The sequence below is a fragment of the Maribellus maritimus genome, from assembly GCF_022267315.1.
Taxonomy (GTDB): Bacteria; Bacteroidota; Bacteroidia; order Bacteroidales; family Prolixibacteraceae; genus Draconibacterium; species Draconibacterium maritimum.
In genome coordinates, this window is the sequence record NZ_JAIKLE010000001.1 from 256,386 (window position 1) to 271,584 (window position 15,199).

Consider the following 15,199-nt stretch of genomic DNA (forward strand, 5'->3'; position numbering starts at 1 on the left):
ATTTTACAAAATGTGTAAATAAAAAATACTGAGGGTTTAGCTATTTATAGCTGGACCCTTTTTTCTTTTCATATTTTTTTGAATCATTGAAATTATCTCTTTTTTTATAATTGGCTTTGAAATATAATCGTCGCATCCTGCATCAATTGCCTTTTGTTTGTCACCCTCCAAAGCAAAAGCTGTTTGCGCAATAATAACGACGTCCCGGTTAAACTCCTTTATTTTTTTCACAGCATCCAGACCATTCATTTTGGGCATTTTAATATCCATCAAAATGACATCAATGTCAGGATTCTTTTTTGCAATATCAATCGCATCAATTCCAGTTTTTGCAAATAAAATTTCCCGAACTTCATTTTTTAAAATAATATCCAAATGTATCTGACTCACTTCATCATCTTCAGCAACAAGTATTTTTAGTTTTTCGTACGTCCCCTCTTCTGAGCTCATCTTTTCCTCTCCTTTTTTCAATTGAATCTCAGCATTGTGGTGTACTGTAAAATAAAAGGTCGAGCCTTTATTTTCTTCTGATTCAACCCACATTTTCCCTCCAAGCATTTCCGCATAAGATTTGGCAATTGAAAGACCTAGTCCGGAACCTTCAAAAACTCGTGAATCCTCAACATCAGCCTGCTCAAATCGATTAAAAATCGCTTTCCTGCGATTTTCAGGAATTCCTATTCCGGTATCACGAACAAAAAACACAATCATGTCCGCTCTTCTTTCGCATCCTATTCTTATTGTTCCGCTCTTTGTAAACTTAATTGCGTTTTTTAACAAATTTGAAAGGATAGAGCTTAATTTGCTTTTATCGGTTTTTATTAACGATTCATCATTGGACAGCTTATTTTCAATAAGTAATTTAAGTCCTTTCCTTTTTGCCTCGAGACTAAAAAAATCGTACAGCGTTAAAATATGCTTACTAATATTCATTACTCTCAAAATAACTTTTACATTTCCTGTTTCAATTTTCGAGATTTCTACAATATCGTTTACAGTATTCAACAAACGCTCACCGCTCTTTTGAATAATCTCAACATATTTATTCTGTTCTTGTCCTGTTAATCCGGGTTCTTTTAACAAACTTGTGAAGCCTAAGATTCCGTTCATCGGGGTGCGAATCTCATGGCTCATATTTGCAAGAAATGCCGATTTTAATTTATCAGCCTCTTCAGCTTTTTTCTTTGCTTTCCGCAATTCTATTTCAGTATTTTTTCTTTCAGTTATATCCTGGTTTACTCCGTATGCTTTTATAGTCTTTCCCTGCACGTTCTTTTCAACGAAAAAACGTACTCCGATATATCCATTTCCCCCATCGAAATACAAAATCCGATGTTCAATGTGTCGATTAAAATTAGGGTCACCTGTTGCAATAGCTTTTTTTAATTCATCCGTAACGACAGACAAATCATCAGGGTGAACAAACTTCTCAACATATTCCTGGACGGTCATTTGATAGCCTCCCACTTCCTTGGCCGTAGTGTGAAATATTTTGTAAAAACTGTCAGTAAAGGTGAAGATACCGGTTTCTGTGTTAAGTTCCCATCCGCCCAGTCTTGCTATTTCCTGTGAGTTAATTAGCTTTTTTTGATTTTCTTCTGCCTTTTCTTTCGCTTTAATAAGTTCTTTCTCCGTTTCCTTCTGTGTAGTAACATCCCTTAATACACCTGTTATTTTAAGCGGATTATTTTTTTTATCCCGTAATAATTCTGCTGTAGAGTGAATAATTTTAAATTCATTGGTATTTTGCGGTATAACTGTAAATTCAATATCATAGGGCTTATTTTCATTTATCAAATCAATAAGTGCCTGATTAACCCTGTCTTTGTCTTCTTCGATTACTAAATCCATGATCTCTTCCGCTGAAAACCCCTTTTTTGTCAAATCAAGATTGTAAATTCTTTTCCCCTCGTCAGACCCCCAAAAAGTACCATCTTCTATATTATATTCCCAACTACCAATATGCCCGGCCTCCTGTGCCTTTCTATATCTTGACTCGTTCGTCTGCAAGGCGATTTCAGCTTCTTTTTGAATTGTTATATCAACCCATTTACAAACTACATTTAATAAATTCCCATCACTGCCCAGGATAGGAAACATTGTAACATCAATCCAGGGATTATTAGCATTAACATAACTGTCAAAACCCGATCTTTCCCCAAACCATTGCAGTGTAAATCTGGCAGATTTTTTCTTTTTAAAAACTTCTTCAACTTTTGTTAAAAGATTTTGTTCAGCCAGATTCCTGTCCTGAAAAATATTGTAATTCCCTACAACTTGTTCTTCTTTCAGATTCAAGTGTTTTAACAGCGACTTGTTGATTTTGATTGCCGTTCCTTCCGGGTCCGCAATCCAAATTGCAATCGGACTGTTATCAATAATGGCATTTAAAAATATATTATGTTTTTGAATTTCATTTTCTGCTTTTTTCCTTTCTGTTATATCTTCACCAGAACTAAGCGTACCGATAATATTACCTTTCTCGTCTTTTAAAAATGTATTATGCCATAAAAGAGTTTTATATTCCCCTGTTTTTGTGACAATTTCCGAATCAAAGTTCAGGAACTCCTCCTTTCTTTCAATTTTATCATAGAAACGATTACCAAGCTTCTTGCCTGAATCTTTTGGCAAACATGTATTAAACCAATTTTTGCCTTCCAGTTCACCTTTTTCATATCCAAGTAATTTATATCCACTATCATTGAGTAAAATTACTTCTCCTTTACGATTTAATCTCAAAATAATTTCAGCGGCAATATTAAGATAGCTTTCTGCCATTTCTTTACTTCTCCGAAGTTCTGCATCATTTGCAGCTAAGCGCTGGTTGGAGGCTTCTAATTGATGTTCTCTTGCCTTAAGATGTTCATTAACGGAAGTTATTTCTTCAAGTGTCTTTTTGTGTTGGGTTATATCAGAAAAGGTTACTGTAAACTGTCCCTTTTTCTGGGAGAAAGCAGTTCCTTCAAAATACCTTTTGTTATTTTCAGAATAAATTACATATTTTTTTGTCTCGCCTTTTAAAGCCACCGGACCAAAATTTTCCAGCCATTTTTTCAATTCTTCAGCTGTTAGAATTTCACTTGCTTTCTTTCCAACAACATCTTCTTTCTTAATATTTAAAAGATTTTCATATGTTGCGTTTACTTCCAGTGTTTCATAATCGATTGCATTTCCCTTTTTATCACAAATAATTTTATGTTTTGCATACCCGTCAATCATTTTGTTTATCAGGATTTCAAATTCATCTTTTTGTCGGGATACTTCCGCCTCCGTATTTTTCTGATGTGTTACATCCATTAGTAATCCATTCCAAATAACCTTCCCATCTGCTGCTTTTTCCGGTTGAGATTTACCGTGTATCCATATATACGAATTGTCTCTGTTTGATTTTACGCGATATTTATGATCCCATAACGACATTTCATCCATCGATTCTTTTATGGATAACAAAAATTCATTTTGGTCATTTGGGTGCAGTCCCCCCATCATTTTATTCGGGTCCTGTAATTCGGAAATCGGCTTGTTAAAAATCTTCTCCGCTCCTTTGCTAAGATAATCCATATGAAAATTACCTTTTTTGTCAACTGAGAATTGGAAAGAGGCTCCCGGCATTAGATTAGAAATTGTTTCCAACTGCTGAAGCTTCTTATCTTTTTGTTGAATCTCGTTTTCCAGTTTTTGCTTTTGCTTTAGCAATTCTGCAACCAACTCTTCATTCCCTGATTTTCTTTCTTCTGGAAAATTTTTCTTTTTATGAGAGGAATCTGATTTCATAAGTTTGCCCAGGTTTTCCTCAAATATATTAAAAAAACATACGCATATTTATAATTTAATGATTATCAATACTAAATACAAGCTACAACTGAAGTTAGAGCACTCACAATTCATTGTGAACTGACATCGACTTGGAAAATTTACAACAAAAAAGCCGGCCACTTTCTCAGTGATCGGCTTTGTTTGATAAAAATATGATAGTAGTTTTTTACAATCCCAGCTTTTCTTTTACTAAACCGGGTATTTGGTTTGGCTCTTTTGCTACTGGAACCCCAGCCTCATTAAATGCTTTTACTTTTTCCTCAGCTGTACCTGCACCACTCGAAATAATAGCCCCGGCATGTCCCATTCGTTTTCCGGGAGGAGCCGACTGGCCTGCGATAAATGCTACTACAGGTTTGGTCATTTTTTCTTTGATAAATGCGGCTGCCTGTTCTTCAGCATCACCACCAATTTCACCGATTAAAACGACTGCATCCGTATCCGGGTCTTTTTCATATCTCTCAAGCAAATCGATAAAATACAATCCTGAAACAGAGTCACCTCCTATTCCTACACAAGTCGACTGCCCCAATCCATTTTCGGTAAGCATATTTACAACCTCGTAGGTTAAAGTTCCCGAACGGGAAATCAAACCAATATTTCCTTTTTTGAAAATCATAGCCGGAAGAATTCCAATCAAACACTCTTCCGGAGTAATCAAGCCGGGGCAATTGGCTCCAACCAATTTCGTACCGTTACGTTTTAAAACCGGAGTAACTTTAATCATGTCCTGAACCGGGACATGTTCGGTAATACAAACCACCAGTTCCACACCTGCATAACTTGCTTCCAAAATAGCATCTCCGGCAAACGGAGCAGGAACAAAAATCACAGACGCATTGGCTCCGGTTGCTTTAACCGCTTCTTCAACGGTATTAAAAACCGGAACTCCGCCAACATCACTTCCTCCTTTTCCTGGAGAAATTCCACCAACAATATTGGTACCGTAATCCAACATCTTTGAAGTGTGAAATGCACCGTCACGACCGGTAATTCCCTGTACTAAAACTTTGGTATCTTTATTTATTAAAATGCTCATTGCTTTCTTCTTTTTGACATGTTACTTTTGACTTAACTCGATCGCTTTCTGAGCAGCTTCACTCATGGTTGAAACTGTTGGTAACCCATAATCCTTAATAATTTCCAGGCCTTCTTTGGCGTTTGTTCCCGACAAGCGGATTACAACCGGAATTTCAGTTTTAATCTCAGTAAGAGCCGTTACCAAACCGCGTGCAACATCATCGCAGCGGGTAATACCACCAAAAATGTTAATCATTACTGCTGTAACGTTTTTATCGCTTAGCAGGATGTTCATAGCATCAACCACCTTTTGCGGATTGGAAGAGCCACCGATATCGAGAAAGTTGGCCGGTTCACCACCATACAACTTAATCATATCCATTGTAGCCATTGCCAGGCCAGCGCCGTTCACCATACAACCAATATTACCGTCGAGCTTTACATACGAAAGTCCTTTTTCGTTGGCATCAATTTCTTTTTGCTCGTCTTCAGTAACTTCGCGCATTTTCAGAATTTCCTTTTGACGATACAAAGCGTTATCATCAAAATTCATTTTACCGTCGATGGCTAAAACCTGTCCGTCGGGTGTCAGAACCAGCGGGTTGATTTCTGCCAGCGAAGAATCGCTTTCAACATACAATTTGTACAGTTTTACCAAAATGGCTGCTGCCTGACGCACCTCTTTCGGGTCGCTAAATAGTTGTAAAGCTATTTTTCGTGCCTGCCAATCCATCAATCCCATGGTGGGATCGATTGCCATTTTAATAATTTTTTCCGGAGAAACACGGGCAACCTCTTCAATTTCTACACCTCCTTCGGCACTGGCCATTAAAGTCACTGCTTTTGCATTCCGATCATTAATTAACCCAACGTAAAACTCTTTTTCAATGTCAACTGCGTCGGCAACCAGCACTTTTTCGACTGTCAGTCCTTTGATGTCCATACCGAGGATTTGCTTTGCTTTTTCAACTGCTTCCTCTTTGGTTTTTGCCAGTTTTACACCACCAGCTTTCCCGCGGCCACCAACATGAACCTGTGCTTTAACCACACGAAGTTTGTCGTCGTTAGGAACTTTTTCTAAAACTTCTTCTACCGAATGGCAAACAACACCATCCGGAACAGGAATCCCGTACTTCCTGAATAAATTTCGGGCTTGATATTCGTGAATTTTCATCTTTATTTATTAGAATATAGAAGTAAAAAATATGCCGCAAAAGTACCAAATATTAATATATTCATACCTATCAATATGTAGATTTTTTTTATGACATTTAACATGTGTGCATCATAAACAAAATCCAGATATGTAATTTATTATTGACTAAAATCATTAACACCCTGAAAATATAAATTCTGTTTGCTCGTTTTTTTCACTTAGATTTGCGGCAAATTTTCCAACATGAAAGAAGCCATCAGAAAAGTAATTAAGCAGGAAGCAGAAGCAATTCAAGGTATTCCTGTAACAGATAATTTTGTAAAAGCCGTTGACTTAATCTTTGAAAGAGTGCATGAAAAAAAAGGAAAACTGGTTGCCAGTGGTATGGGAAAAGCAGGTCAAATAGCACTTAATATCGCCACTACATTCAGTTCAACAGGAACTCCATCGGTATTTTTACACCCAAGTGATTCGCAACATGGAGATTTGGGTGTTGTGCAGGAAAACGATGTATTATTCCTGATTTCAAACTCCGGGAGAACCCGTGAAATATTGGAATTGGTTGAGCTCGCAGAAATACTTCATCCCGGGTTGCCATTGATCGTTATCTCCGGAAACCCGGAAAGCATTCTGGCAAAATCTGCAGATGCATTTATTTACACCGGAAATCCTTCTGAAGTGTGTCCTCTTGGGCTTTCCCCAACAACGTCGACAACTGTGATGACGGTAATTGGTGATGCATTGGTAGTTTCACTTATGAATAAAATTGGTTTTACCAGCGAAGAATACGCTAAACGCCACCACGGTGGCTATCTGGGCGATAAGTCTCGTTTGCAGGCGAGGATACTAAAAGAAGAACAAGACAAGACAAAATAATAAACAGATGCCAGGTTTAAAACTCGCTGGCTAAAAAAATAGTTGGCTAAAAATGAGGATTACGAAAGAAAATACGATAGGATTGGTTATTGATATTCAGGAACGTCTGTTTCCTGTAATGTGGGAAAAAGAAAATTTGCTAAAAAATTGTGCGATTTTACTAAACGGGTTAAAAGAGCTTTCCTTACCAACCATAGTAACCCAACAATATACCAAAGGTTTGGGTGAAACACTTCAGGAAATTAAAGCAACAATTGCTGATTTTAATTACGTTGAAAAACGTGATTTTAGCTGTTGCGACGAGCTCAAAGTAGCTGAAAAATTAAAGGTATCGGGTGCTGAAAATGTAATTATCTGCGGGATTGAATCACATGTTTGTGTATTACAAACTGCAGTTGATTTAAAAGAAGCAGGCTTAAACCCGGTGGTTGTTATGGATTGTGTTTCGTCGCGCTCAAAAGAAAGCATAGATATAGCAAAAGAGCGTTTTCGTTATGAAAGAATTATGATGACTTCTTACGAATCAATTCTGTTCGAGCTTACACGAACTGCGGGAGCACCCGAATTCAGGGCTATTTCGAAGTTGGTGAAATAATTCAATGTACAAAAACAATTTTCCGGGTCACAACGGTGCCGTTATTTAAATTTACCTGCAACCACAAACCAGTTTGGAACAAATTTGTCTCTTTTAAAACATTCTTAGTCTTCTTAGCCCTTTTGTTTTTTCTACTTAAATTTACAGAAAAACCTTCGGCTATGATTGACAACCTGAAAATCTATTATTTTACCGGTACTGGTAATGCCCAGGCTGTTGCCAACTGGATTGCTGAATACTTTTCGGAAAACAAAATCAAAACAGAAATCACAAAAATATCTCCTTCTCTCCGCATCGGCGCTGATGAAGTTGGGGAAAATTCTTTAATAGGCTTTTGCTACCCCACACACGGTTTTAATGCCCCTCCTGTTGTTATCGACTTTTTACTCCGCTTTCCAAAACAGAAAAACAAAGTTTTTCTTATAAATACGCGGGCGGGAATGAAACTTTCAAAATTATTTACCCCCGGCATGAGCGGGCTTGCTCAACTTTTACCGGCTTTGATTTTAAAATTGAAAGGCTTTCAAATTATTGGGATGCAACCCATGGATTTGCCATCAAACTGGATTTCAATTCACCCGGGTTTACGGGAAAAAGTTGTAGAATCTATCTTTATACGTTGTAAAAGAATTACTCAAAACGTTGCCATAAAATTGATTACAGAGAAACGTTTTTTCAAAGGGTTACTCTCGCTTCCTCTTGATCTGGCGGTCAGTCCAATCTCAATAGGATATTATCTCTTTGGAAGATTTGCACTGACTAAAACATATATTGCAGGAAACAAATGCAATGGCTGCCGGATTTGTGAAAAACAATGCCCGGTTCAAGCCATTCAGATGAAAAACAATCGTCCGTTTTGGACCGGAAAGTGTGAGAGTTGTATGCACTGTATGAATATTTGCCCCAAAAAAGCCATTCAAACACCACATCTTTTTGTAGCAGTCGTATGGTGGTTAATTTTTTCCATAATTCCACTTTTTTTCACTTCAAAGTTAGCCCCTGAAGACAGTTTTATGCACGCCCATTCTAATCTCGTTTTGTGGACAACGATCTTTATTACCGGGCTTCCTGTTGTGTTTTTCAGTTACAGAATCCTGCATCTCCTGCTTCGCTATCGTTTTTTCAACTGGCTGATTACATATACATCATTTACCCGACTGCCTTTTTGGCGGCGATATTTTGCTCCTAATAAATATTAAAAAAGGAAAAGTTGATTCTCTTTACTATTTTTGAATAAAAAACGAATTGTAACCTGCACCATGAAAAATTTTATACTTATCGCTTTTATTTTTGTTGGTTTTTCCACTTTCGGTCAAGATTCTTCCGAACCAACCGGTTTATTGACAGAACTGTTGAGGGCTCCCGAAATAGCCGTTATCACAGATTCAGAGCCTGAATTTGGATGGATTTTCCCGCAACAAGGGATATCCCAAACCGCCTGTCAAATTCTTGTAGCCAGTTCGTCGGATTTACTTCAGGAAAACAAAGCAGATTTGTGGGACAGTGGCAAAATGCAGTTGGCAAAGTCACAGAATATTTCTTATCAGGGGAAAAAACTACAGTCAAACACAAGTTACTGGTGGAAAGTAAAAGTGTGGGGAGAAAATAGCTATGAAAGTAAATACAGCCAGGCGCAAAAATTTATCACAGGTGATTTAAACCAAAATAAAGAATGGCCGGGGCAAAGCAAGTGGGTTCAGCTTGAGGAAGAAAAATGGGTTGCCGAAAACCGCCAAATGGCAAGTTTCTTTTCGTTGCTTCCGGTTACCTTTGAAAAATCTTCGGCCAACAGTTGGTTTGCTGACTTTGGAAAAGCAGCTTTTGCTACACTTGATATTCAGGTAACTGCAAAAAAGGAAGGTGAGAGACTCATTATATTTTTGGGAGAACGAAAAAACGTTGATTTTACAGTAAATAAAAATCCCGGGGTTTCCAACATCGGATTTTACAAATACGAAACCCTTGTAAAAAAAGGAACGCACAATTATCAGGTCGAAATTCCTCGTCACGACGCACTTTATCCGCACAGCCAGAAGCTCGCGCCCTTTTACCCTGAAGTTCTTCCTTTTCGTTATACTGAAATAAACGGCACCGAAAATATGGAAGTAACCAATGTGGTCCAAAAGGCGCTCTTTTATTATTTCGACGACGAAGCATCACATTTTGAAAGTCCGGACAATAACTTAAACAAAGTGTGGGATTTGTGTAAATACACATTAAAAGCCACTCCTTTTTTGGGAGTATATTGTGACGGAAACCGGGAACGTATGCCCTATGAGGCCGATGCCTACATCCAGCAACTGGGGCATTATTCCGTTGACCGTGAATACTCAGCAGCTCAGTATACAGCAGCTTTTTTAATCGCACATGCAAGCTGGCCAACCGAGTGGCAAATGCATTCGGTAATGATGGCCCGTGAGCACTATATGTACACCGGCGACACGGAATTTCTGGCAACAGTTTACGACGATTTGAAAAAGAAAACGCTTATTGATCTTGCGAGGGAGGATGGATTAATCAGCACAAGAACGGGGAAAGTAACACCTGAATTCCTTAAGAGCATTCATTATACAGGAGAGGGTTTTAGAGATATTGTTGACTGGCCGGCAGGGACACCTGTGGGACAAAAGCAGGCCAGCAATGCAGGCCCAACTCCCGAAGGCGAACGCGATGGATATGTTTTTACCGATTACAATACGGTGGTAAACGCCTTTCATTTTTATGCGCTTAATTGCATGAGCGAGATTGCCGGCGCCCTAAAGAAAAAAGAAGATGCAGATTTCTTTAAAACACAGGCAAAAAAAGTCCAGGGAAGTATTATGAAAAACATGTTTAATAAAGAAAACGGAATCTTTACAGACGGCATTGGTACCGATCATTCAAGTTTACATGCTAATATGCTTCCTCTCGCTTTTAATCTGGTTCCCCAGGAGAACATAAAATCAGTTGCCGAATTTCTAAAAACCAAGGGGATGGCCTGTAGTGTTTACGGTGCGCAATACTTGCTGGAAGCGTTATACAATGCGGGCGAAGCAGAATATGCTCTGGATTTGATAACATCGGAAAGTAAACGCAGCTGGATAAACATGTTAAATGTTGGTTCAACCATGACCACTGAAGCCTGGGATGAATATTACAAGCCCAATCTAACCTGGAACCACGCATGGGGCGCAGCGCCGGGAAATATTATTCCCCGACGTTTACTGGGTATTCAGCCTCTAGATCCGGGATTTAAAACATTTACGGTAAATCCTCAGCCAACCGGACTGGAAGAACTTGAAATCAGGGTACCTACCATTCGAGGAGGCATTGAGTGTTCTTTAAATTCAAACGCTGGCTTATGGGAAATGGAACTGTCGGTTCCGGGGAACAGTGAAACCTTTGTTCTTATTCCTTCAGAGTTAAATAATATATTGGTAAACGGCGAAAATTATACTCCTGCTTCTCAAATCCACTATCTCGGTATGTCTAGAAATTTGTTGCAGCTTAAAGGTGGAAATTACCGGATTTCAGCAAAAAAATAATTACTTTCACGAGCGCAAAAAGAAGGAAAAATGCTGGAGATTTGTGCTATAGCATCAGGGAGCAACGGAAACTGCTACTATATTGGAAATGAAAAAGATGCCATTTTAGTTGATGCCGGAATTTCGTGTAAACAAATTCTGCTTCGTATGAAGGAAAAAGAATTGAATTCGGCCAAAATAAAGGCAGTTTTTATATCGCACGAACACAGCGACCATTTGCGAGGAGCAAGGGTTTTAGCTAAACGATTGCATGTTCCTGTTTACATTACTGCAAAAACATACAATGCAGCCTACAAAAATCTCAGGCCCGATTATCCGCGTTTTTTTGAACCTGCAAGCGAAATTAATATTGGAGAATTTACAGTTTATCCGTTTCTAAAAAACCACGATGCAGCAGAACCTTGCTCATTTAGAATTGAATACGCTGGAAAAAATATTGGCGTTTTTACTGATATCGGAGAAGCTTGCGAAAACGTTCAGTTTCATCTGGAAAAATGTGACGCGCTCTTTCTCGAAACCAACTACGATGAAAAAATGCTCTGGGAAGGGCGTTATCCTTACATATTAAAAAGAAGAATAGCCTCTGCGTACGGACATCTATCCAACAACCAGGCTTTCCAACTTCTCAATAATCATGCGGGGGATCATCTGGAATGTGTTTTTCTCAGTCATTTATCAAAAGAGAACAATTCACCGGAAATTGCTTTTAAAGAAATCCAAGCTCTGGAAACCCGGTTCAAGGTAAAACTAACTTCGCGTTACGAAGCGGGTGAAGTGATGCAAATAAAAATTTAAACAAAAAGAATGACACCCCGTAATAAGATGCCATTTTTCTTTATTGCAGTTATTTAGTTTCCATTGTTTAGCAAATCGTCGCTAAGTGCCTGAAGCGTTTCTTTTTTCCGCGAAGTAGGCACAAGTACCGAAATGTTGTGTCGGCTCCCTCCGTAAGAAATCATACGAATTGGAATTCCATCAAGCGCATTAAATACTTTTGAAGCAAAACCTTTCTCCTCCTGAATAATATCGCCAACAATACAAATAATAGTCATTTCGTCGTCAATTTCCACAGTCCCGTACTGGTCAAGCTCAGCTCGGATCTGACTCAAACTCCCTACATTATCAATTGTTAGCGAAACGGCAACCTCTGAAGTTGAAATCATATCGATGGGCGTTTTGTATTTCTCAAAAATCTGAAATACATTTTTCAAAAACCCATAAGCCATAAACATTCTTCCGGAGCGAATTTTAATCGCTGTAATTCCGTCTTTTGCAGCAACAGCTTTAATACCTGTCCCGTCAGACTCAGCTGTAATCAACGTTCCACTATCAGAAGGATTCATAGTATTTTTTAAACGAACAGGAATATTATGAACCCGGGCAGGAAGCACCGTATGCGGATGCAAAATCTTCGCTCCAAAATAAGCCAATTCAGCCGCTTCGTTAAATGAAAGCTGTTCTATTTTTTTGGTATTTTCCACATATCGCGGATCATTATTATGAAACCCATCAATATCAGTCCAGATTTGAATTTCTTCCACATCAACCGCCGCCCCAATTAAAGAAGCGGTATAATCACTCCCCCCTCGTTGCAAATTGTCAATATCCCCTTCTGTATTCCGGCAGATAAATCCCTGAGTGATATAATAATCGGCTTCTCCGGTCTTTTTAAGCACTTTCTTCAGGTTTTTCCGAATAGCTGTCTGATCTGCCGATTTATCTTCATCTATTCGCATAAAATCAAGTGCAGGAAGCAATTTCACATTGAACCCGTTTTCTTCCATCAGCAAGGCAAACAATTGTGTTGAAATTAATTCGCCCTGAGCCAAAATAGTATTCTCTCCAACCAGGGTAAATTTTCCTGACGTGAACGATTTTATGGTGTTAAAACTTTCTTTTAGCACCTTATGCCCAAGTGTTTTATTCTCTTCTGTATTGAAAAGCTTTTCAACAACCTTTTTGTATTTGGTTTCCAGTTTCCCTATAAAAATACGGGCGGTATCCTTATTTCTTTTATGAAGATAATTTGCTATTTCAACCAAGGAGTTTGTAGTACCCGACATGGCTGATAAAACTACAATTTTTTGTTCTCCATCGGTAACCAGTTTCATTACCGCTCTCATATTTTCGGGCGAACCAACCGAAGTACCACCAAATTTTAAAACCTTCATTGTATCCTTTTCGTTATCAACATTTTTATCGGCCGCAAAGATGGATATTTTTATATAATTTTGAAAGCTTTTACAGTAAAAATGAATATTTATCCGACCATATTGAATAAATATTACTTCTCTTTCAATTCAAATTTATCAAGAAAAAAATCAACTAAATCCTTTCCTGAAGAATCAATGATTCCGATTTCCGGAGCATAAACAATGGCTTCGGCTTCCACCTCCTTAGCTCTTTCAAGTAATGCCATGGCATGATTTGGATGATGATTTAATTCATCCTGATTCATTGGTGCGCCACCTGCTTGTTTATTAAATACAAAAAACGGAGAGGCATTTTTATTCATTTTCTCCAAAAAATCGAGCTCCTTTCGAACGACTTCTGCCTCTGGGGTTCTTATGTAATCGGCCGAGTTAAAACCAAATGCCTGCGCAATTTCCAGCATCTTCTCCGGTGAATTATCTTTAGGCAGACCTATAATTTTGTCCCAACGGCAAATATCATAAGTTGATTGTGTAGCAAATGCTCCCGCGCACGTCAGCCTTGTCGACTCCCGAAGCACCGGATTTTCGCTTTCCGGTTCGGCCATGTCATCAGAAAAAGCAAGCCACAATGATGTGCCTGCCCCCGCAGACCCTCCTGAACATGCAACACGATTTTTATCGATATTATATTTTTTTGCATTGTAACGAATATACTGAAGACAACACTTTGAATCATTTAAACTGGCTAAAATCCCGTAGGGCGCCTCATTCATAAACCGGTAATTAATAACCGCAACTGAAACCCCCGAACGAAGAAAACGAACCATATCATCAGATGAGTAATATTTTGATTTATCTCCGCCAATAAAACCTCCGCCATGAATGTATATAACCAAAGGTGTGGGTTCTACAGAATCTGCCATCCATATATCAAAGTTATTCCTTGGATGCCGACCGTATTTTTCATTTTGAAATGTAGCCCTTATTCCTTCTTTATTAACCGGTTCAACCAGTTCCAAATTCTCTGCAATCATACTTTTACTTTATTTCCCGCCCGATAAATACATTCCAAAAAATTCCCGGGCAGAACAACATGAGTAAATTCCAATTCATTTTTGTACTGTAAATGAATTGGTTTAAAAAAATAGCGGTCAAAAGTAGGATTATATGATTGGAGTTAAAAATTTTTAAGCGCTTATTTTACTGAAAGCTGCTTATTTAGATTTAAAAACGGCCGAAAATGGCGTGCTTTTCCGAATTAAAATATATAGTAGAATAAATATTAAATCCTTCTTTGTTTGTTGCAAGCTTTCGTTCGATATACAAAACCGGTTGGGCACTTTTAAGTTGAAGGAGTTTTTTAATCTTGGCATCAGGTTTAATAGCCTTAAGTTTTTGCTCGCCTCCCAATATTTCAATCTGATAAGTCTGCCGTAAAATGTCAAACAGTGATTTATTTTCAAATGAACGATTGGTAATCCGGGGAATATGAATATTCGGAAGATGATTAATGTCGTAAAAAACAGGAGCTCCTTCAACAAAACGAAGTCGTTCCATATAAACACATCCGGCTTCCTGTTCCAGTTCCGAAAGTTCAAAGGGAAACGACTCCTCCCACTTCTGAATAACCGGCTTTTGTAAAATATCGGTTTTCAGATAACGAACACCAACTGCTGACGCTGTTCCGGCAATAGATAAAATGCCGATATCCCGAACCGGCTTTTTTACAATACTTCCTTTCCCCTGCTTTTTCAAAATCAATCCGTCTTTTACAAGTGAATCAAGCGCATGCCTCACTGTCGGGCGGGTCATATTATGTGCTGCACACAATTCATTTTCAGACGGCAGTAAACTTCCTTCCCCGTAAACACCATTCATGATGTGTTTTCGAAGAATCTCATATAGTTGACGGTATTGTGGTATGCTCCCCATTTTGCCCCAAAGTTAAAAAATTTTTAAAACATATTAAACAACTTGTAAATACAAGTTATAAAATATATTTTTACACCGGCTTAAACAACACAAATAATTAAATATTGATTTTCAATACATTAAAGAT

Annotated in this window: 11 protein-coding genes; 5 read left to right on the forward strand and 6 right to left on the reverse strand. The window is 38.2% G+C overall.

The window, feature by feature from the left end; genetic code table 11:
* Positions 1 to 36: 36 nt before the first annotated feature.
* The 3 genes from K5G00_RS01095 to sucC form a co-directional block, all read right to left on the reverse strand.
* Positions 37 to 3,774 carry a PAS domain S-box protein gene (locus K5G00_RS01095; protein WP_238763502.1) on the reverse strand — a complete coding sequence of 1,246 codons (3,738 nt, stop codon included), beginning with the start codon at positions 3,772 to 3,774 and terminating at the stop codon, positions 37 to 39.
* A 208-nt stretch (positions 3,775 to 3,982) separates the two neighbouring features.
* Positions 3,983 to 4,855, reverse strand: a complete 873-nt coding sequence (sucD, locus tag K5G00_RS01100; protein WP_238763504.1) for a succinate--CoA ligase subunit alpha — start codon at positions 4,853 to 4,855, stop codon at positions 3,983 to 3,985.
* A gap of 21 nt (positions 4,856 to 4,876) precedes the next feature.
* Entirely contained in the window at positions 4,877 to 6,010 is a 1,134-nt protein-coding gene (sucC, locus tag K5G00_RS01105; protein WP_238763506.1) for an ADP-forming succinate--CoA ligase subunit beta, read from the reverse strand.
* A 225-nt stretch (positions 6,011 to 6,235) separates the two neighbouring features.
* Between sucC and K5G00_RS01110 the strand changes: the two genes are divergently transcribed.
* The 5 genes from K5G00_RS01110 (at position 6,236) to K5G00_RS01130 (ending at position 11,782) form a co-directional block, all read left to right on the forward strand.
* Positions 6,236 to 6,868 carry a KpsF/GutQ family sugar-phosphate isomerase gene (locus K5G00_RS01110; RefSeq protein ID WP_238763508.1) on the forward strand — a complete coding sequence of 211 codons (633 nt, stop codon included), beginning with the start codon at positions 6,236 to 6,238 and terminating at the stop codon, positions 6,866 to 6,868.
* A gap of 52 nt (positions 6,869 to 6,920) precedes the next feature.
* Positions 6,921 to 7,463, forward strand: coding sequence for an isochorismatase family protein (locus tag K5G00_RS01115; protein WP_238763512.1), 543 nt, complete (start codon positions 6,921 to 6,923; stop codon positions 7,461 to 7,463).
* 161 nt (positions 7,464 to 7,624) lie between these two features.
* Positions 7,625 to 8,662, forward strand: a complete 1,038-nt coding sequence (locus K5G00_RS01120; RefSeq protein WP_238763514.1) for an EFR1 family ferrodoxin — start codon at positions 7,625 to 7,627, stop codon at positions 8,660 to 8,662.
* Positions 8,663 to 8,722: 60 nt separating this feature from the next.
* Positions 8,723 to 10,987, forward strand: a complete 2,265-nt coding sequence (locus K5G00_RS01125; protein ID WP_238763516.1) for an alpha-L-rhamnosidase-related protein — start codon at positions 8,723 to 8,725, stop codon at positions 10,985 to 10,987.
* Positions 10,988 to 11,017: 30 nt separating this feature from the next.
* Positions 11,018 to 11,782: an MBL fold metallo-hydrolase gene (locus K5G00_RS01130; RefSeq protein ID WP_238763518.1), complete on the forward strand. Its 765-nt coding sequence runs from the start codon at positions 11,018 to 11,020 to the stop codon at positions 11,780 to 11,782.
* A 53-nt stretch (positions 11,783 to 11,835) separates the two neighbouring features.
* Here the strand turns inward: K5G00_RS01130 and K5G00_RS01135 are convergent, their stop codons facing one another.
* The 3 genes from K5G00_RS01135 to K5G00_RS01145 form a co-directional block, all read right to left on the reverse strand.
* The gene (locus tag K5G00_RS01135; protein ID WP_238763520.1) at positions 11,836 to 13,158 is read right to left on the reverse strand and encodes an aspartate kinase; all 1,323 of its coding nucleotides are present in this window, start codon (positions 13,156 to 13,158) and stop codon (positions 11,836 to 11,838) included.
* A 113-nt stretch (positions 13,159 to 13,271) separates the two neighbouring features.
* A complete protein-coding gene (locus tag K5G00_RS01140) occupies positions 13,272 to 14,174 on the reverse strand; it encodes an alpha/beta hydrolase fold domain-containing protein (RefSeq protein ID WP_238763522.1) in 903 nt (300 codons plus the stop codon).
* A gap of 190 nt (positions 14,175 to 14,364) precedes the next feature.
* Positions 14,365 to 15,072, reverse strand: coding sequence for a GntR family transcriptional regulator (locus K5G00_RS01145; RefSeq protein ID WP_238763523.1), 708 nt, complete (start codon positions 15,070 to 15,072; stop codon positions 14,365 to 14,367).
* Positions 15,073 to 15,199 lie beyond the last annotated feature (127 nt).

What these genes read in the sequence shown, in the direction of transcription:
- K5G00_RS01095 (WP_238763502.1), bottom strand. Translation starts at nt 3,774, where the DNA reads ATGAAATCAGATTCCTCTCATAAAAAGAAAAATTTTCCAGAAGAAAGA.
- sucD (WP_238763504.1), bottom strand. Translation starts at nt 4,855, where the DNA reads ATGAGCATTTTAATAAATAAAGATACCAAAGTTTTAGTACAGGGAATT.
- sucC (WP_238763506.1), bottom strand. Translation starts at nt 6,010, where the DNA reads ATGAAAATTCACGAATATCAAGCCCGAAATTTATTCAGGAAGTACGGG.
- K5G00_RS01110 (WP_238763508.1), top strand. Translation starts at nt 6,236, where the DNA reads ATGAAAGAAGCCATCAGAAAAGTAATTAAGCAGGAAGCAGAAGCAATT.
- K5G00_RS01115 (WP_238763512.1), top strand. Translation starts at nt 6,921, where the DNA reads ATGAGGATTACGAAAGAAAATACGATAGGATTGGTTATTGATATTCAG.
- K5G00_RS01120 (WP_238763514.1), top strand. Translation starts at nt 7,625, where the DNA reads ATGATTGACAACCTGAAAATCTATTATTTTACCGGTACTGGTAATGCC.
- K5G00_RS01125 (WP_238763516.1), top strand. Translation starts at nt 8,723, where the DNA reads ATGAAAAATTTTATACTTATCGCTTTTATTTTTGTTGGTTTTTCCACT.
- K5G00_RS01130 (WP_238763518.1), top strand. Translation starts at nt 11,018, where the DNA reads ATGCTGGAGATTTGTGCTATAGCATCAGGGAGCAACGGAAACTGCTAC.
- K5G00_RS01135 (WP_238763520.1), bottom strand. Translation starts at nt 13,158, where the DNA reads ATGAAGGTTTTAAAATTTGGTGGTACTTCGGTTGGTTCGCCCGAAAAT.
- K5G00_RS01140 (WP_238763522.1), bottom strand. Translation starts at nt 14,174, where the DNA reads ATGATTGCAGAGAATTTGGAACTGGTTGAACCGGTTAATAAAGAAGGA.
- K5G00_RS01145 (WP_238763523.1), bottom strand. Translation starts at nt 15,072, where the DNA reads ATGGGGAGCATACCACAATACCGTCAACTATATGAGATTCTTCGAAAA.